Source organism: Labrys monachus (genome assembly GCF_030814655.1).
Classification (GTDB): Bacteria; Pseudomonadota; Alphaproteobacteria; order Rhizobiales; family Labraceae; genus Labrys; species Labrys monacha.
Genome location: NZ_JAUSVK010000001.1, coordinates 788371 through 805637, shown reverse-complemented (window position 1 = coordinate 805637; position 17267 = coordinate 788371). Strand labels below are relative to the sequence as shown.

General features: G+C 63.4%; 16 protein-coding genes. 12 read left to right on the top strand and 4 right to left on the bottom strand.

Annotated elements, in window-relative coordinates:
* Nucleotides 1-2: 2 nt before the first annotated feature.
* Nucleotides 3-1004 carry a dihydroxyacetone kinase subunit DhaK gene (locus J3R73_RS03545; protein ID WP_307422435.1) on the bottom strand — a complete coding sequence of 334 codons (1002 nt, stop codon included), beginning with the start codon at nucleotides 1002-1004 and terminating at the stop codon, nucleotides 3-5.
* 252 nt (nucleotides 1005-1256) lie between these two features.
* On the opposite strand from J3R73_RS03545, the gene J3R73_RS03540 reads away from it, so the two are divergent.
* On the top strand, nucleotides 1257-2354 hold the full coding sequence (locus J3R73_RS03540; protein WP_307422432.1) for a LacI family DNA-binding transcriptional regulator: 1098 nt from the start codon (nucleotides 1257-1259) through the stop codon (nucleotides 2352-2354).
* Nucleotides 2355-2501: 147 nt separating this feature from the next.
* Nucleotides 2502-2768 carry a LuxR C-terminal-related transcriptional regulator gene (locus tag J3R73_RS03535; RefSeq protein ID WP_307422429.1) on the top strand — a complete coding sequence of 89 codons (267 nt, stop codon included), beginning with the start codon at nucleotides 2502-2504 and terminating at the stop codon, nucleotides 2766-2768.
* 79 nt (nucleotides 2769-2847) lie between these two features.
* Here J3R73_RS03535 and J3R73_RS03530 read toward each other — a convergent pair whose 3' ends face one another.
* Genes J3R73_RS03530 through J3R73_RS03520 form a run of 3 tightly spaced genes read right to left on the bottom strand, consistent with a single transcriptional unit; the run spans nucleotide 2848 to nucleotide 6410 of the window.
* Nucleotides 2848-4125, bottom strand: coding sequence for an ABC transporter substrate-binding protein (locus J3R73_RS03530; protein WP_307422426.1), 1278 nt, complete (start codon nucleotides 4123-4125; stop codon nucleotides 2848-2850).
* Complete coding sequence (locus J3R73_RS03525; RefSeq protein WP_307437068.1) at nucleotides 4112-5731, bottom strand: ATP-binding protein; 1620 nt, start codon at nucleotides 5729-5731, stop codon at nucleotides 4112-4114. The genes J3R73_RS03530 and J3R73_RS03525 overlap by 14 nt, the downstream gene beginning before the upstream one ends.
* Nucleotides 5694-6410 carry a response regulator gene (locus tag J3R73_RS03520; protein ID WP_307422423.1) on the bottom strand — a complete coding sequence of 239 codons (717 nt, stop codon included), beginning with the start codon at nucleotides 6408-6410 and terminating at the stop codon, nucleotides 5694-5696. Before J3R73_RS03520 ends, J3R73_RS03525 begins: the two co-directional genes overlap by 38 nt.
* Before the next feature lie 552 nt (nucleotides 6411-6962).
* Between J3R73_RS03520 and J3R73_RS03515 the strand changes: the two genes are divergently transcribed.
* The 10 genes from J3R73_RS03515 (at nucleotide 6963) to J3R73_RS03470 (ending at nucleotide 17196) form a co-directional block, all read left to right on the top strand.
* The gene (locus J3R73_RS03515) at nucleotides 6963-8270 is read left to right on the top strand and encodes a transporter substrate-binding domain-containing protein (protein WP_307422421.1); all 1308 of its coding nucleotides are present in this window, start codon (nucleotides 6963-6965) and stop codon (nucleotides 8268-8270) included.
* A 111-nt stretch (nucleotides 8271-8381) separates the two neighbouring features.
* The gene (gene urtB, locus J3R73_RS03510; protein WP_307422419.1) at nucleotides 8382-9248 is read left to right on the top strand and encodes an urea ABC transporter permease subunit UrtB; all 867 of its coding nucleotides are present in this window, start codon (nucleotides 8382-8384) and stop codon (nucleotides 9246-9248) included.
* Between the two features lie 45 nt (nucleotides 9249-9293).
* The gene (gene urtC / locus J3R73_RS03505; protein ID WP_307422417.1) at nucleotides 9294-10394 is read left to right on the top strand and encodes an urea ABC transporter permease subunit UrtC; all 1101 of its coding nucleotides are present in this window, start codon (nucleotides 9294-9296) and stop codon (nucleotides 10392-10394) included.
* 7 nt (nucleotides 10395-10401) lie between these two features.
* Nucleotides 10402-11148 (top strand): urea ABC transporter ATP-binding protein UrtD, encoded by a 747-nt coding sequence (urtD, locus tag J3R73_RS03500; protein WP_307422414.1) that lies wholly within the window; start codon nucleotides 10402-10404, stop codon nucleotides 11146-11148.
* A complete protein-coding gene (gene urtE / locus J3R73_RS03495) occupies nucleotides 11145-11849 on the top strand; it encodes an urea ABC transporter ATP-binding subunit UrtE (protein ID WP_307422411.1) in 705 nt (234 codons plus the stop codon). Before urtD ends, urtE begins: the two co-directional genes overlap by 4 nt.
* A gap of 173 nt (nucleotides 11850-12022) precedes the next feature.
* The gene (locus J3R73_RS03490; RefSeq protein WP_307422409.1) at nucleotides 12023-12463 is read left to right on the top strand and encodes a N,N-dimethylformamidase alpha subunit family protein; all 441 of its coding nucleotides are present in this window, start codon (nucleotides 12023-12025) and stop codon (nucleotides 12461-12463) included.
* A gap of 256 nt (nucleotides 12464-12719) precedes the next feature.
* The gene (locus J3R73_RS03485) at nucleotides 12720-14999 is read left to right on the top strand and encodes a N,N-dimethylformamidase beta subunit family domain-containing protein (RefSeq protein WP_370879839.1); all 2280 of its coding nucleotides are present in this window, start codon (nucleotides 12720-12722) and stop codon (nucleotides 14997-14999) included.
* Nucleotides 15000-15070: 71 nt separating this feature from the next.
* Entirely contained in the window at nucleotides 15071-16162 is a 1092-nt protein-coding gene (locus J3R73_RS03480; RefSeq protein WP_307422403.1) for an aromatic ring-hydroxylating oxygenase subunit alpha, read from the top strand.
* A gap of 3 nt (nucleotides 16163-16165) precedes the next feature.
* A complete protein-coding gene (locus J3R73_RS03475) occupies nucleotides 16166-16864 on the top strand; it encodes a tetratricopeptide repeat protein (protein WP_307422400.1) in 699 nt (232 codons plus the stop codon).
* 5 nt (nucleotides 16865-16869) lie between these two features.
* Nucleotides 16870-17196, top strand: a complete 327-nt coding sequence (locus tag J3R73_RS03470; protein ID WP_307422398.1) for a hypothetical protein — start codon at nucleotides 16870-16872, stop codon at nucleotides 17194-17196.
* Nucleotides 17197-17267 lie beyond the last annotated feature (71 nt).

Below are 17267 nucleotides of genomic sequence, written 5' to 3'. Positions count from 1 at the left end.
GCTCAAGCATTGCGGTGGCTGAAGAAGGGCGTGTCGGCCGGGGCCCCGATCAGGCGGTCGAGTTCCTCATCGAGATGCAGGATCGAGATGGACGCCCCTGCCATCTCCATGGATGTTGCGTATTCGCCGATCCAGACATGCTTGACCCTGGCGCCGCGCTCCGTCAGCAACTGCGACACGCGCCGGAACAGGATGTAGAGCTCCTCCTTGGCGGTCCCGCCGAGACCGTTGACCAGCACGGCGACCTCGTCGCCCTGACCGAGCGGCTGCTCGGCGAAAATGCGGCCCATCATCTCGTCGACGACCTTGTCGGCCTTTGCCAGAGGCTGACGGCTGATGCCGGGTTCGCCATGAATGCCCATGCCGATTTCCATCTCGTCCTCGCCGATGCTGAAGGTGGCGTGGCCGATCTCGGGAACGACGCAGGAGCTGAGTGCCACGCCCATGGTTCTGGTCCTGGCCCGCGCCTTGTCGGCAATGCGGGTCACCTCGTCGAGCGGCAGCCCCTCCGCCGCCGCGGCGCCCGCGGCCTTGAAGACAAAGACGATGCCGGCCACGCCGCGCCGCTTGTGCTCTTCGCCGACCACCGAGGAGGCGACGTCGTCATTGCCGACAACCTGCCTGACGGCGATGCCGTCCAGATCGGACAATTCGGCCGCCATGTCGAAGTTGATGAGATCGCCGCTGTAATTGCCGTAGACGTAGAGGACGCCCGCCCCCTGGTCGATCGCCTTGGTGACCTCGTTCATCTGCTCGGCGCTGGGCGACTGGAACACGCCTCCCACCGCTGCGCCATCGAGCATTCCCTCACCCACATAGCCGAGGAACAAAGGAAGATGGCCGGAACCGCCGCCCGTCGCGATGCCCACCTTGCCGCTCCTGCGGCGGGCGACCACCATGCAGCGTTTGTCGTCGTTCACGAAGGTCAGTTGCGGATGCGCGAGATAGATGCCGTCCAGCATCTCATCAACAAAGTCGACCGCTTCGTTCAAGAACTTCTTCATCGGCGCTTCCCAACGTTTCCTCTGCGCGTGGAGCCCGGCATGACGGACAAGAAGCCGTCCTGTCGATCTGCCCAGGCCTTCACTCGCTGTTTTTTATTTTTAGTAAAACTCGTGTTTCTTTAGTAAATCCATTAACACGCTCCCACGCCTTGCGCAAGCGGGGAGAACGCGGTTGCGTTTCACCCGCAAAACGTTCTGTATCGGGCGACGCAGCTGAACTGCCCGACACCGCCATGCGAAGCCAACTCCCTGATGACAGATAGAAAAAAGCCGACCCTGCGCGACATCGCCGACGCTGCCGGCGTGTCCCCCGCCACCGTATCCCTCGTGCTGAACGGCAAGGGCGAAATTTCCGGCACGACGCGTGCCCGCGTTCTGGAGACGATGGGCCGCCTCAAATACCGCCCGCGGACCCGGAAGGATAGGCCCGAGTCGAGCGCCTCCCTCCGTTTCCTGAAGATCTCGAAGCATGGCCGTACGGTCAATCGCGACCATAGCCATTTCATCTCGGACTATATCGACGGCATGTCGGTCGAGGCGGGACGACGCGGCTATGCATTGGAGGTGGTGAGCCACGAGGAGCAATCGATCGACGCCATCGTCGCTTCGTTGGCGGGAACGTCCGCACGGGGCCTCATCGCGCTTGGAACGGAGCTCTCGGAGGCGGATGTCGGAACCCTTCAAGGCGCCGGGATACCGGCCGTGTTCATCGACACCTTCTACGACGTGGTCGACGCGACCTTCGTCAACATGAACAACGAGGATGCGGTATTCCAGGTCCTGTCCCACTTCAAGAGTCGGAAATTTCGCCGCATCGGCTTCGTCGCCAGCCATGTCGACACCACCAATTTCCGCCTGCGCCGGGAGGCTTTCTTCAAGAACATGGATCGCCTCCATCTGGCCGTGCGGGACGCCGACGTCGTCTCGGTCGAGTCGACCCTGGAAGGGGCCTACGCCGATGCGATGACATGGCTTCAAGGCCAGCCCGATCTCGCCGAGTGCTATTTCTGCACGAATGATATCATGGCCTATGGATTCATTAAGGCGCTGCGGGAACACGCCGTCCGCATCCCCGAGGACGTCGCGATCATCGGCTTCGACAACCTGCCGATGAGTGCGACGCTCGATCCTCCCCTGACGACGATCGACGTGTCGAAGCGGATGATCGGCTATCTGGCCGTGGCGATGCTGGACGACATCATCAATGCCTCCGAAGCCCAGCCCGCCGTCAAGATTCTGGTCGGAGCCCGCCTCATCGTGAGAGCGAGCGACCGCGCCAGGACGCCGCCCAAGCCCGTCAAGTCGCGGGGTGCCATCCGCAAGGCCCCGAGCCGTTCCACCGCGCCATAGATCGGTTCCGGCGGCATGGATGGCGTATCGATCCCCCCCCGCCGGATCGACCGGACGCCCTTGCGGGGCTCGTCGCCAGCCTGAAGGAGCGCGCCTCCGCGAGGCCGATCGTCCTCTTCATCGACGATTATCACCTGGCCGAAGGCGGTGACGGCGGCGAGACCATCAATCGCCATCCTTTCAGAGCGCATCCCCCAGCTGACGATCGTCTTGGCCAGCCGTGTCCGGCCCTCCCTTCATACCGGCAGGCTGCGCGTCAGCGGCGAGATGATCGAAGTTCGCGTCGAGGAAAAGCTCAAAATCGATCTGAATACCGTGAAAACCCGCTCGAAGAGCATTTTCTCCAAGCTGGGCGTCAGGAGCCGAACACAAGCGGCCATCAAGTCCCTGGATGACGACAGGCAGATGAACTGAAGGAACACGCGGAACGGACCATTGGCGCGCGGCAGCTCCGCCTTGAAGGTAGCCGTCCTTCGCCTGCGGCCGTCGGGCCTCAAAGACCGATGAGACCGCGCGGATTGTGGGCGGTGGTCATCGGCTTCGCCGCCGCCGCCCGGCCGCTCATCCAGGGTGGATAGATGAAACGCTCGGTATTGTAGGGCTCCGGTGCGATCATGGAGAGCGACTTACGGAAATCCTGGATCTGGTAGAAGATGTGCGGCATCCCGAGCGAAGGATCATGCGTCACCACAGGATAGGGAACGACGGCCTGCCAGTCGGGATGGTAGCGAATGGTGCCGTGCACGCTGCGGTAGATCATGCCCTTCAGGGCGAAGGCGACCTTGCGGTTCTGCTCGAAATCGCCCGGCGGGCCCGAGCCCCCCGCCATCGCCGCCGCCACGGCGTAATGATGCATGTTGCTGTAGGACTGGCAGCCGATCGTCGCGGTCGACCCCTCGCCGAAGCGGGCGTTGTAGCGCGCCTCGAAGCGCTTGCCCATCTCGTCGCGCAGAAGACCGATGACCGAGGAGACGATGACGCCGACGCTCGCCTCCTGGGCGATATCGTTGAAGGTGCGGTGCATCGCGCCATATTGCAGGTAGACGATGCAATCCATGGGGTTCGCCATGAATTGCCGCTGGAAATGCGCGAGGTCGACCGCGTAGAAATGCGTGTTGGCGAGCACCGCGGGATTGGTGGAGCGGACTTCATCGAGCACTTCGCGCCAGTGATGTGTCGGCGTCTGCACGATCTTCGGCCCGAAGGCCACCTGCCAGCCGAAATCGGCCGCCGCATTCGCCATCGCGTTGGCGATGACGATACTATAGGGCTTCGAGCCGGAGATGATGGCGATCCGGTTGGACTGCGGCGTCCACTGGCCGGAGTCGCGCAGCCACGAGATGAACTTTATGAAGCCGGGCCCGTACCAGTAATCGGCCGGATCCGCCATGAAGCAGCCGAAGTAGCGATCGGGATCGCTCATGACCGTATCATGGTGCTGAAGCAGGGTATTGGCGTGGACATAGATGATCCCGGCATCGGCAATCGGTTCATACTCGGAGTTCTGAGGACCGATATTGTAACCGTTGACAATCGCATGGACCTTGTGCTTCTCGATCAGCCATCGTGCGGCGCCGACGACCTCTTCCGCCGTCTGGCGACAGGTATCGACGAAAATCGGCTGAACCGGCCGGCCGAGCAGGCCTCCGCGGGCGTTGAGTTCCTCGGCGGCGAGGATCATGCCCTTGCGGAACTCCGCGCCATCCGCGGCTGAAGGCCCGGTGAGCGGCACCATGCTGCCGATGGGCACGGGTTCGCTACTCTTGGTCACGGAACGCTCTCCTGTTCTCGGCGGCTGTTGGTCCGGCGACATTCACGAGGGAAGGCTCGAACAGCAAATTGTGCATCAGCACACGCAATCGCGGCGGGCTGACCGGCTTGACCAGGACGGGCAAGCCGGCGTTGCGAATGCTTTCGATGACGCGGGGCTCGGCGTCGGCGGTGACGATCATCGCGGGGATCTCGGCACCGATCGCCTTCCTCAACCGATCGACCACGTCGATGCCCATACGGGTCTTGAGATTGTAGTCGGCCACGATCAGACGCGGCGAGACACCGCTCTCGATCAGCCGCATCGCCTCGGCCTCGTCTGCCGCCGCATGCACGTCGATGCCCCAGCGCTGCAGCAACTGCGTCATGGTCTGCCGCAGAATATCGTCGTCCTCGACCAGAATGACCGGCGTGCCGACGAACTCGCCCGCGACGGTCTCGCTGATCTCCACTTCGTTCGCTTCGCTGTGCCAGATGTTTCCCAGAGGCACCGTGACGGAGAAGATCGACCCCCGTCCAACTTCCGAGCGCAGGCGGACCGGCAATTCGAGGAGGTCGGCCAGGCGCTTGACGATGTTGAGACCGAGGCCCAGGCCGCTTTTCTGCGCGCGCTGCTCCTCGGCTCGGAAGAACTCGTCGAATACGCGCTCGCGATCTTCCGGGCGGATGCCGCGTCCCGTATCCGCCACCTCGATCCGCAGGCCGTTCGCTTCGCGCCGGCAGCCCACGACGATACCGCCGATGCCGGTAAAGCGGACGGCATTGGCGACGAAATTGCTCAGGATACGTTCGAGGAGGGCACGGTCGGTCGAGATCGTGGCGCGGGGCGGGACGAAAACGAGGCGAAGCCCCTTCTCTCTTGCCTGATGACGAAACTGGACATCGAGCCGCTCGAACAATTGCGACAATTGGAACGAGGTTATCCGAGGCTGAACGCGCCCGGCATCGAGCTGCCCGATCTGGAGAAGCGCACCGAGCAGGTCCTCCATGATGGATGTGGCAATCCCCATGGCATGCAGCATATCGGAGCGATGCTCGGGATCCTCCTCGCGAATGCAATTGTAGATGAGGATCTTCAAAGACGCGAGCGGCTGGCGCAGATCGTGGTTTGCCGCCCGAAGGAACCGCGATTTGGCTTCGTCCGTCGCCTCCGCGGTCTCCTTGGCGAATTGCAGCGCCCGCTCGTTGCTCTTGACGGCGGTGACGTCCGCAAAGGACATCGTCATGCCGCCGGAGGCCGTCGGCGCCTGGGTGACGTTCAGCACGACGCCCGTGGCGAAAAGATAGTCCTCGCTGCTTTCCGAACCGAATGCCGCGCTCTGCCCGCGCTCCCACATATCCGCCTCGGTTGGCAGGACGCATTCGCCCGAATGCGCCATCGTGGCGATGAACGCCTCGAAGCGCATGCCGATCTCGACCGGAAGATCGCAGCTACGCCGGAAGCGGTCATTTGCATAGAGCAACCGCCGATCCGAGGACCAGATCAGGATGCCGAGCGGGGCAACGTCCAGTCCGGCAAAAATCTCGTCGAGGCGCTCCCCCTTGGCGGAGCCGGGCACATCCGTCACCTCAGGCGGACTCCCCCGCGCTGAAACGGCCGATGGCATAATGCATCGCGGCGGCCCGGTCCCGGATGTTGAGCTTGCGCATGGCATTGCCCAGATGCACGCGCACCGTCTGGCTGCTGAGCTCGAACTCCTCCGCGATACGCTTGACGGAGTAACCGCGGCCAAGCAGGCTGAGCACGTCGCGCTCGCGAGGCGTCAACAGGTCGAGTTCGTCGCGGAGTTCATCAGCCGCGGCGCTCTTTGCCGCCGCTGCAGCAGGCGTGCTCGTGCTCGCGGCGGGAACAGGCTCGGGAGCCGCCTTCGGAGTGCTGGCTCCCGCCGACCGTTCGATGATCCGCCGCGGGAAGCTCACTTCACCGGCGAGCACCCGTTCCAGCGCGCGTTCGATCTCGGGCCCTCCCGCCGACTTCGGCACATAGCCGATCACGCCCTGCTCCACGGAGCGCAGCACGTGGTCGACATCCTCATGAACCGAGACCACCACGACCGGCACTTCCGGAAACTTGGTTCGAAGCTTGTGCAGACCGTCGAAGGCGTCGAAACCGGGCATGACCAGATCGATGAGCATCAGATCGATATCCGGATGCTCGACGAGCAGCGCCGCCGCCTCGTCGAAGGTTGCCGCTTCATAGGTCTCGAGCTTCTGACGCAGGCGCCGCATGACCTGCTTCAGCGATTGACGGACCACCCAATGGTCATCGGCGATGAGGATTTTCATATGGTCACACGATCGCTGCTTCTGATGGTGATCGACGCGCCTGACGCGAATCCAGCGTCAGCCGAGCCAGCGCACCTACATTCATAGATATGTACCTTCTGTCACGATTACGACCCTATTTAAAGGGGCCCGATGAAATTGCGCTAGCGAAGACCACCGAGTGCCCCCGCCGATTCGGCGCGATCTCCATAAACGTCTAGTCTTTAATCTCATTCGGCAAGGACGCCTCTCGGCCTCCCCACAGCCCTGGGACGCGGACATTCCCTCGCGAAAGGCGCCGGGAGGCCGGTCGGCCAATGGCGGCCGGAGCTGCTTGCGCACGGCAAAAATCGATTATTATCAAGGCATTTGCTCAGCTTTGGAGCGCGGTTATGACGCGAATGCAGGCAAATTCTCGTTCACCGCAAGAAATTTTGATAACTCCGATGAAAAGCGTTGACGCCCTCTCAGATCCAGCCATATCATCTAGACGATAAGGCTAGTTCAAGACAAAACGTCCAGACGAGTAGATGACACACCCATTCAACACGTGATGTCCGAGGGGTCGCAGAAATGAAGATCACACGCCGTAATATTCTGAAGACGACAGTCGCCGCTTCCGTCACGCTTGCTATGCCTCATCTTTGGCTGCCCAAGTCCGGTGAGGCCTGGGGGGCGACCCTGAAAAAGGGCGAGCCGATCAAAGTCGGCCTTCTGTTCTCGCTGACCGGCTCGCTCGCCGTTCCCGAGGAGGACTCCACGCTCGTCATGCAATACGCCATCGACGAGATCAACAAGGCGGGCGGCGTGGCAGGCGTACCGATCGAGCCTGTGATCGTCGACGCCAAGTCCGACTTCTCCGTCTATTCGGAAAAGGCCAAGGAACTCATCCTGCGCGACAAGGTCATCGCGATCTTCGGCTGCTACACCTCGGCCAGCCGCAAGGCGATCCTGCCGACGGTGATGCAGCGCGACCATCTGCTTTACTATCCGACCTGCTATGAGGGCGCGGAATGCACGCAGAACACGATTTGTACCGGGCCGCTCGCGAACCAGCATTCGCAGGACCTCATCCCCTTCATGGTGCAGCAGTTCGGCAAGCGCGTATTCTTCGTCGGCTCGAACTACGTCTGGCCGAAGGAATCGAACAAGAATGCCAAGGTATGGCTGGAGAAGGCCGGCGGCGAGCTGCTCGGCGAGGAGTATATTCCGCTCGGCAGTTCGGAATTCGGGCCTGTCCTGAACAAGATCCGCGACGCGAATCCTGACTTCATCTTCTCGACGGTCGTCGGCGCGTCCGACATCGCCTTCCACAAGCAGTTCAAGCAGGAAGGCTTCAAGGTCGACAAGATGCCGATCGCCTCGCTGACGACAGGCGAGATCGAGACACGGGCCATGGGCGCGGAATTCGGCGCCGGCCACTTCCTGTCCGCGCCGTATTTCCAGTCGCTCGACACCCCGACCAACCACAAATTCGTCGAAAGCTTCCTGAAGAGCAAATACGGCAAGAACGGCACGACCCACTACAATATGGAGGAGACCTACACCTCCGCCTATGTGTTCAAGGCCGGCTTCGAGAAGGCCGCCGCCGCGGTGGGCTTCGAGAACGTCACCCCCCGCATCATCCGCGACCATTCGGGCGGCGTGCGTGTCGAGGACGACATCTCGCCGGAAGGGCTGGTCTGGATCGACGAAGACAACTTCAACACCTGGCTGAAGCCGAAGATCGGCCAGTGCCAGGCCGACGGCACCTTCAAGATCGTCAAGGCAGCCGAAAAGCACGTCGCCCCCAATCCCTATTCCATCTATCCGGACGCGGGCGTCTGCACCAAGGACGGCCTGAAGGCGCCCGACGGCAAGATTCGCAAGAACGTCATCTGACATGAACGGGGTCTTGCGGCGTCACGCACCGCGGGACCCCTTTCGCATTCCGTGCATGGATGCGCGCCCCTGTCGCACGGATGGCTCTCAACGGCTCGACGGATACGATCAATGGATCTGGGTTCGCTTCTGAATGCGCTCATCCTCGGGGTGAGCATCGCCAGCATCTGGTTGATCGCCGCGCTTGGCTTGACGATCATCTACGGCACGGCCGGCGTCATCAACATGGCGCATGGCGAGCTGATCATGCTCGGCGCCTACAGCTCCTACATGCTGCAGTTCTACCTCGGATTGCCGTATCTGCTGTGCCTGCCGGCCTCCTTCGTCATCGTCGGACTGGTGCTGGAGCGCTGCCTGATCCGCTATCTCTACAATCGCCCGCTCGACACGCTGCTGGCGACCTACGGCGTCTCGCTGGTGCTGATGCAGGGTGTTCGCCTGCTCTTCGGCAGCGATCCGAAATATCTGGCCGTGCCGGAAATCTTCCAGAGCAACGTGATGCTGGGCTCCGTCTCCATTTCGGTATTCCGCGTCGTCGTCCTGCTGGTGACGACGCTGCTCGTACTGGCCCTCTGGCTCCTGTTCTACAAGACGCGATTTGGCGTGCAGGTGCGCGCCGTGATGCAGAACAAGGAGATGGCGGCGTCCTTCGGCATCAATTCCGGCCGCATCTATATGATGACCTTCGCGCTCGGCGCAGGACTGGCCGGTGTCGCCGGCGCGCTCTTCGGCGTCCTGGCGATCGTCTTGCCCACGATGGGGGCGAGCTATGTCGTGCAGGCGTTCCTCATGGTGGTCGTCGGCGGCGGCTCGCTGGCGGGAAGCGTGGTGGCGAGCGGTGCGACCGGCGAACTCCAGTCGGTGTTCGCCTTCTTCACCAACGACACCTTGGCCCGCTTCATCATCTTCGTGCTGATCGTGGTCTTCCTGCGGTTCCGTCCGCAAGGCCTGTTCGCACAGGCAGGAGCCCGGCGATGACCGCCGCCGCCGTCAGCAACGCCGTGTCAGGACAGGTCTGAAACCATGCGCAACCTCTACCACAACAAGATCGCGCAATGGGTCGTGTATGTCGCCTTCTTCGCGGCGCTGGCGATCATCCCGGTGACGGTGAGCGACAGCTTCCTGCTGAACCAGCTCTCGACCTATGGCGTCTACGGCATGCTGGCGCTCTCGATCAGCCTGTGCTGGGGCTTCGGAGGCATCCTGAATCTCGGCCAGGGCATCGCCTTCGGTCTCGGTGCCTATGGCATGGCGATGACCATGCAGATGCAGAGCCAGACGGAATCCAATCCGATTCCGCCCTTCATGCTGAACAACAGCCTCGATCACCTGCCCATGCTGTGGCAACCATTCCAGAGCACGGCGTTCGGGCTCATCCTCGCGGTCGCCGTGCCGACCCTGTTCTGCGCCGTGTTCGGCGGCATCATGTTCCGCGCTCGCGTGTCCGGGCCGTTCTTCGCCATCATGACGCTCGCCATGCTGTCGGCCTTCTACACCATCATCCTCGACCGGCAGGCCTATACCGGCGGCGTCAACGGCCTGACGCCGCCCTCCGCCTTCCAGTTCGCGGGCGTGGAGATCGATCCCTACAGCCCCACCGCCTACTGGGTCGTGTTCGGCTTTCTGATGGGCGCCACTTTGGTGGCAAAGCTCATCACCCAGAGCTCCTTCGGCCTCGTCGCGCAGGCGATCCGCGAGGACAGCGAGCGCGTGCGCTTCCTCGGCTACAGCGTCGCCGGCTACGAGACGGTGATCTACACCATCTCCGGCCTGATCGCGGCGATCGCGGGCTGCTGCTGGGTCATGCTCGTGCAATATGTCTCGCCCGCCCAGCTGGACGTCGGCTTCAGCCTTTCGATGGTGATCTGGGCGGCGATCGGCGGGCGCCACTCGCTCCTCGGCTCGATCCTCGGCGCCTTCATCATTCAAGGCGCGCAGAGCTATCTCGGGGACACCTTCCTCGCGACCTGGCTGTTGATCCTGGGCGGCTTCTTCATCGTCGTGGTGCGATTCCTGCCGAACGGCCTCGCCAGCCTCGTCGAGACGGGGCTCGGCCTTTTCGAGCGGCGAAACCCGACCTCCTCGCCTGCGCCCGACGGCGGCAGGCATATGCCAGCCGAGTGAGCGCCCCATGCCCGGTCTTCTCGAAATCAGCAATCTGTCGAAGAGCTTCGACGCCACCAAGGTCATCAGCGACTTCAGCATGGAAGTCGTCGAGGGCACCGTGTGCTGCCTGGTCGGCCCGAACGGCGCCGGCAAGACCACGACGATGGATCTCATCACGGGACGCATCAAGCCGACATCCGGCAGGATCACATTCGCCAATGACGACATCACCGCCAAGCCCGAGCATCTGATCGCCCGGGCCGGCATAGGCCGCAAGTTTCAGGTCCCGGCCGTGCTGCGCGCCATGACGGTGAAACAGAACCTCGAGGTCGCCTACAGCCGTCAGACCAATCCGTTCCTCAACCTGTTCAAGTTCCGCAAGGCCGGACTTCAGGCCAAGCTCGATGAAGTCGCCACCCTCGCCGGCCTGACAGGCCGGCTGAAGGACCGCGCCGGCATTCTCTCCCACGGTGAGACGCAATGGCTGGAGATCGGCATGGTTCTCATGCAGGAGCCTCGGCTGCTGCTGATGGACGAGCCGATCGCCGGCATGACCGAAAGCGAGATCGAGAAGACCGCCCGGATCTTCAAGGATCTGCGCAAATCCGCCACGCTGCTGGTGGTCGAGCACGATATGGGCTTCGTCCGCGAGATCGCGGACGTCGTGGTGGTGATGCATATGGGGTCGCTGCTCGCCCAGGGTTCGATCCAGCAGATCGAAGCCGACCGGCGCGTGCGGGACGTGTATCTCGGCGAGCAGGAGGCGGCATGAACCCGTTGCTGAGTTTCGACAACGTCACTTCCTATTATGGCGCGACCCGCATCCTGAAAGACTTCTCCTTCGAGATGGAGAAGGGCCAGTGCCTGTGCGTGCTCGGCCGCAACGGGGTGGGCAAGACGACCTTGATGCGCACCATCATGGGGCTGACCGACCGCTCGACCGGCGCCATCCGCATCAACGACGTCGAGATCAGCGGGCAACCGACGCATGTGCGCGCCCATCACGGACTCGGCTATGTGCCGCAGGGCCGGGGCATCCTGTCCAACTTCACCGTCCGCGAGAATATTCTCCTCGGGACCTTCGCCCGCGCCGACAAGTCCGGCGAGATCCCGGAGATCTGCCTGCGCATCTTTCCCTATCTGAAGGAGAACCTCGATCGCCGCGCCGGACTTCTGTCCGGCGGGCAGAAGCAGCAGCTCGCCATTGCCCGTGCGCTCGCCGTCGATCCGCAGATCCTGCTGCTCGACGAGCCGACCGAAGGCATCCAGCCGAACATCGTCCATGAGATCGGCGAGATCCTGAAAATGCTCAACCGCGAGCTGGGCATCAGCATGGTCGTGACCGAACAGCACATCAAGGTGGCGCGCAAGCTCGGCGATGCCTTCCTCATGGTCGACAATGGCCGTGTCGTCGCCCGAGGCGGCATGGCCGAGATGACGGACGAATTGGTCGAGCGTCATATGACCATCTAGACAAAGAGAATATAGTCTAGATCGAACGACTAATTTAATTGACAAACCGTCTAGTATCGATCAAGTTCTACACTGAGGCCCCGGGCAGCTTGCCTGGCTGAATTCAGGACACGGCGCCGATCATCGTGACGACGCGTGGCGACAATTCTTCGATCACACCAGAGGAAGTTGGGATGATACCGATTCCGAAGAAAGGCACACCCGAGCGGGAGGCCATGATCAGGGAGCACCGGGAATGCGTCGACTCCATGAAGGGCGTCGCCGGCTTCTCCGTGCTCAAATGCCAGGACGCCGGCGACACCACGGTCGTCACCGGCGGCGTTCACGAGAATCCGGACCTGCGGCGCGTGCTGCTCCGCATGCGGGGGGAATCACCCAAGGGCAAGCTCGTCGTCATCTGCACCAAGGTCGATGCCGAATGGCGCATCGGGCGCCTGTCGGGCATTCGCGGCGTGCCGCCGGAATTCGTCGACGACAAGGTCTATACCTGCGAGCAGGAAATCCAGCACGCCATCTTCCTGAGGCGCCTCGACGAACTGCCCGAGACCGCGGGCATGCCCGAGCACTTCCAGGAAGGCTGGAAGCACCGGGACGACAACTGGCCCGTCACCTGACCTGATCGTCCGGCGCTCTGCGCCGGCGCATCTCGAACATCCTCGCTTCGCATCAGCATGGGTTCTCCGCCGCGGCCCGATCGGGCCGCGAACGGGAGCGGCTTGTCTGACGTCACCTTCCCTACCGGAGAATCGACACATGTGCGCCATGCGGCTGACCGGGTACGCTGACAAGTTTGGCGTCCATCCGGGCGAAAAGATCAAGTTTTATGTCAATTGCGACGGCCCGGCCCAATTCAAGGCCGAAGTCGTTCATATGATCCACGGCGACACCAATCCCCGCGGACCAGGCTTCATCGAAAAGCCGGTCGCGGCGGACGCCAACGGAACCTACCAGGGACGGAAGCAGATCATCCACGGCGGATCCTACGGATATGTCGAGGACAGGCCGCAATTCCACGTCGAGAGCTTCACGCTCCAATGCCATATCTGGCCGACCACGCCGAAGACCCATCCGCGTTACTGGAAGCACGGCGCCCAGGGCCTCCTGACCAAATGGATGGACGGAAAGGGCTACGGCCTCTTCATCAACGAGGAAGGCTTCGTCGAGCTTCGCATCAACGAGCACAGGATCACGACCGGCGTGCCGATCCGCGATCATGCCTGGCATTTCGTCGCGGCCAGCTTCGATGCGCAAACCGGCGAGGTCGTGCTCTATCACGAGCCGCAGATCGTCTATGCCCTCGATCCGGTGATCGAGCCGGTCAGGACCACGATCAAGACGCAGATCGTGCACACCGAAGCGCCGGTCGCGCTTGCGGCCTATGTCGAGACGATCGGCGAGGATCCGCTCGGCAAGTCCTCGCTTCCTGCCGGCGTGTGGTTTACCGGCAAGTATAACGGCAAGATCGACAGCCCGCGTATCGTCAAGAAGGCGCTGAGCCGCTTCGAGATCGAACAGATGAAGGGCGGTGCGCAGCCCGGCCTCACCGAACGCCGCAATTCGGGCCCGACGGGTGAATTGTCCGCGCTCATCGTCGCCGCCTGGGACTTCTGGGACGGCATCAGCACCATCGTCGCCAAGGACAACGGCCCGTACCGCCTCGATGCGACGCTGGTAAACTGTCCGACGCGCGCCCTCACCGGCTACAACTGGGCGGGCGAGAACTTCGACTGGAAATACGCCAAGAAAGAATATGGCGCGATCCATTTCCATGATGACGACGTCGACGACGCCCGCTGGGAGGCGGACGTCGAATGGATGGTGCCGGAGCAGATCAAGAGCCGCTCCTATGCGCTGAAGCTGACGACCGCGGACGGCGACGAGGATTACATCCCCTTCTGGATCGTGCCGAAGATCGGCAAGGAACAGTCCAAGATCGCCGTCATGATCCCGACGATCAGCTACATGGCCTATGCCAACGAGCATGTGGCGTGCAATGCCGGCGGCGCCGAACTGTTCGTCTACCGCGTGCCGATCATGCAGCACCAGAACATGTTCCTGGCCGAGCACCGCGAATATGGCGGCTCGATCTACGATACCCACACCGATGGCTCGGGCATCTGCCTGTCGTCGCGCCTGCGTCCGATCCTGTCGATCCGGCCGAAATACGACCACTTCCTCGCCCAGGCACCGTGGCAATACCCCGCCGATCTCCATCTCATCTACTGGCTGGAGACGATGGGCTACGAATATGACGTGATCACCGACGAAGACGTCACCTATGACGGCCTCGCCCGGCTCGAAAACTACAACGTCATCATCACCGGCTCACATCCCGAGCACAATTCGGGCGCCCAGCTCGATGCGCTGCACAATTACACGCAACGCGGCGGACGCCTGATGTATATGGGCGCCGACGCTTGGTACTGGGTGCACTCCTATCATCCGGCCTACGACACTGTCGGCCGGGGCGTGGTCACCGAGATGCGGCGCTGCGAATCCGGCATCCGTACCTGGCGAGCCGAGCCTGGCGAGTATTACCACCAGGGCACCGGAGAGCTCGGCGGCATGTGGCGGTTCCGCGGCCGCTCGCTCTACTCGGTCGCCGGTGTCGGCATGACCAATGAAGGCTTCGATATCTCGACCTATTACAGCCGGACGCCGGACAGTCTCGATCCGCGCGTGTCCTGGGCCTTCGAGGGCATCTCCTACGAAGAGCCGATCGGCAATTTCGGCCTCGTCGGCGGCGGCTGCGCCGGCCTTGAGCTCGACATCGTCGACGTCACGCTCGGCTCTCCGCCCCACACGCTCGCGGTTGCGACCTCGGCGGGCCGGCACACCGAAGCCTATCTCCTCGTCATGGAGGATTTCGGCTTCAACCAGCAGGGCCTCGACGGAACGGTCCACCCGCGCGTGCGCGGCGACGTCGCCTTCCACGAGACGCCGAACGGCGGTGGATGCTTCGCTTTCTCCTCGATCGCCTTCTGCGGCTCCCTGCCGTGGAACGAGGGCCGCAACAACGTCTCCACCCTGGTGAAGAACGTGCTCGACCGCTTCTCGGCGGATGGTCCGCTGCCGCCGGCACCGGCGGAGGCGATCAAGCATCGAGGCCGCGCCGACTACGAGTCGCCGGCGCTTGCCGCGACCGCCTGAGCCCCTCGAATGGACTTGCGGCACCCGCGCGGCTTTGCGCGCGTGCCGGCCCTTCTCGCAGGACGCCGGACATGACCTATAGACGCGATCTCGGTTACTGGGACGAGGGCCGCGACCTCGTGGATGCCGCCTTCTATGCAGACGCATTGGGCCGGCACCCGCGGGTGCTGCCGGCCGCCGCTTTCCGCTCGCTGCGGTTCAGCCAGCTCGAGGATGAGGCTGTCTGGACGCGCGACTGGATCTGCGTCGGCGCCCACGAGGCCATTCCGGCCGACGGCGACCTCCTTCCCTTCACGGTCGGCACCCATGGCGTGCATGTGCAGCGCATGGCCGGGGGGATCGTGGCGCGATTCAACAAGGCGCAGCATGGCGGCTGCCGCACGGTCCCGCTGCAATGCCAGACCGGAACGAAGACCAAGTGCTCCTTCACCTCTTGCGGCTTCAGCCGCGACCGGGGTGCCATTCCGGCCAGCGACCTCGGCGACGGCACCCCCGAGATGCACCAATATCTGGGCCTGCGCCCCGAACGGCTGCTGACCGCGCATGTGCGGAGCTGGGGGCCGCTGATCTTCGTCAATCTCGACGTCGCTCCCGCATGGCCGGAGGCCGAGTTGACGACGCTCGGCGGCCTTGGCGGGTTTTTCGGCAATCACAAATCGCGCCGCTCGGACGACGTCTGGCTCGAACATGGCGCAAACTGGAAGCTCATGGGGCAGGCCCTGGTCGCCGGCGAAGCGACGATCGCCGGAAACCCTGTGTGGATGTTCGCCGCCGCCACCCTGTCCGACGGCACGCCGGCGCGCGCGGCCTGGCTGTTTCCCAATCTGGTCCTGATCGCGACGGACGACAGCACCGCCGTCATGACGCTGCAACCCACGGGGCTGGGGCAGACGCTGTGCCGGCTGTCGACCTTCGGCGCCGATCCGCGAGCCGACCGCCTCTTCTGGCGCGACGAGATCCGGGTTCGCGCCGAGCGCGCCGAGGCGGAGCACGACGATCTGGCCCGCTGGGGAACCCCGTATCGCCCGCAGACGGTCGGGGCCGCGCTCCCCTTTCAGAGCGAGGCGGCGGGCGCATGGATGCAGAGGACCATCGCGGCGCGGATCGCTCGCATGCCGCGCGAAGATTTTCCGCAACCGCTCTACCAGAACCCGAGAGGCTGACCCATGCTGTCGCTGGACATCCCGGCCGAGGAGGCGACGGCGCTCGGCGCTGCCATATCTGCTTACGGACGAGGGGACTATGACCACGCCTTCGCCCGTTTCTCGTCGCTGGCCGATGAGGGCAACGCGGATGCGAAGACGTGGCTGGCCGCGATGTACGCCAATGGCGAAGGCGTGGAATCCTCGCTTGCCCGGGCCTTCGCGCTCTATCTCGACAGCGCGGAGGCCGGCATCACGCTCGCGCAGACCAATGCGGGCGCCATGCTCGCAATGGGGCACGGCACGCTCCGCGACATTCCCGCCGGCATAAGCTGGCTCCAGAAGGCGGCGGAGCAGGGCGACGTTTTCGCCCAATACAATCTGGCCACCCTTCTCTCGAAGGGCGAGGGCATGCCGCCGGACCACGCCGCGGCAGCGCGCTGGTACCGCTCGGCCGCCGAAACCGGACATTATCCTTCCCAAGCCCGCCTTGGCTTCATGTACGCGAACGGTCTGGGTGTCGATAAGGACCGCGTGGAAGCGTTCACCTGGTTTTCCCTGGCCGCCCAGCACGGGGTGGGAACCGCGCTGACGGCGCTCGAAGCGCTCGTGGCGCAGATGTCGGCGGATGAGAAGCGGGCCGGGAGCGCCGCGGTGGGGCGCTGGCGCAACCGAACCGCGGAAACCTCCCGCCACGCCCGTCTCAACCCCCTTCCAAGGTAAGGCCGATGGTGTTCAGCCCGCAGCAGGTGAAATTTGAATTCCTGAGTTATATCAAGGAATTCGGAGGCAGGCCCGCCGAATGGTGCGTGGGATGCGCCGAGGACCCGGCGCAGGCCTTGTTCGCGCGTCATGCGGTCGATGCCGACACCGACATCTGGCTGTGGAAGCCCACCCTGTCGGCGGCGGCCGCGCGCATCGTGTTCCGCTACCTGACGGAACAGCTCCATGTCCCCGCCGCCGACGATGACGGAACCGGGCGCTGCATTTTCCTCTTCAAACGCAGCTCAGCGCAGGAGACCGCGCCTCGGCTTCCCAATCCGCGGGCGGCCTAGATCGCCCGGGATTGCGATCGCATCCTTCGCGCTTCCGGCCGCCTCGACGATCGGGTCGTCCCGGGGCGCTA

Excerpts from the sequence above, each read along its gene's own strand:
- J3R73_RS03520 (WP_307422423.1), bottom strand. The coding sequence starts at position 6,410 with ATGAAAATCCTCATCGCCGATGACCATTGGGTGGTCCGTCAATCGCTG.
- J3R73_RS03485 (WP_370879839.1), top strand. The coding sequence starts at position 12,720 with ATGATCCACGGCGACACCAATCCCCGCGGACCAGGCTTCATCGAAAAG.
- J3R73_RS03490 (WP_307422409.1), top strand. The coding sequence starts at position 12,023 with ATGATACCGATTCCGAAGAAAGGCACACCCGAGCGGGAGGCCATGATC.
- J3R73_RS03470 (WP_307422398.1), top strand. The coding sequence starts at position 16,870 with ATGGTGTTCAGCCCGCAGCAGGTGAAATTTGAATTCCTGAGTTATATC.
- J3R73_RS03475 (WP_307422400.1), top strand. The coding sequence starts at position 16,166 with ATGCTGTCGCTGGACATCCCGGCCGAGGAGGCGACGGCGCTCGGCGCT.
- J3R73_RS03480 (WP_307422403.1), top strand. The coding sequence starts at position 15,071 with ATGACCTATAGACGCGATCTCGGTTACTGGGACGAGGGCCGCGACCTC.
- urtC (WP_307422417.1), top strand. The coding sequence starts at position 9,294 with ATGCGCAACCTCTACCACAACAAGATCGCGCAATGGGTCGTGTATGTC.
- urtE (WP_307422411.1), top strand. The coding sequence starts at position 11,145 with ATGAACCCGTTGCTGAGTTTCGACAACGTCACTTCCTATTATGGCGCG.
- J3R73_RS03545 (WP_307422435.1), bottom strand. The coding sequence starts at position 1,004 with ATGAAGAAGTTCTTGAACGAAGCGGTCGACTTTGTTGATGAGATGCTG.
- J3R73_RS03525 (WP_307437068.1), bottom strand. The coding sequence starts at position 5,731 with ATGCCATCGGCCGTTTCAGCGCGGGGGAGTCCGCCTGAGGTGACGGAT.
- urtB (WP_307422419.1), top strand. The coding sequence starts at position 8,382 with ATGGATCTGGGTTCGCTTCTGAATGCGCTCATCCTCGGGGTGAGCATC.
- urtD (WP_307422414.1), top strand. The coding sequence starts at position 10,402 with ATGCCCGGTCTTCTCGAAATCAGCAATCTGTCGAAGAGCTTCGACGCC.
- J3R73_RS03515 (WP_307422421.1), top strand. The coding sequence starts at position 6,963 with ATGAAGATCACACGCCGTAATATTCTGAAGACGACAGTCGCCGCTTCC.
- J3R73_RS03540 (WP_307422432.1), top strand. The coding sequence starts at position 1,257 with ATGACAGATAGAAAAAAGCCGACCCTGCGCGACATCGCCGACGCTGCC.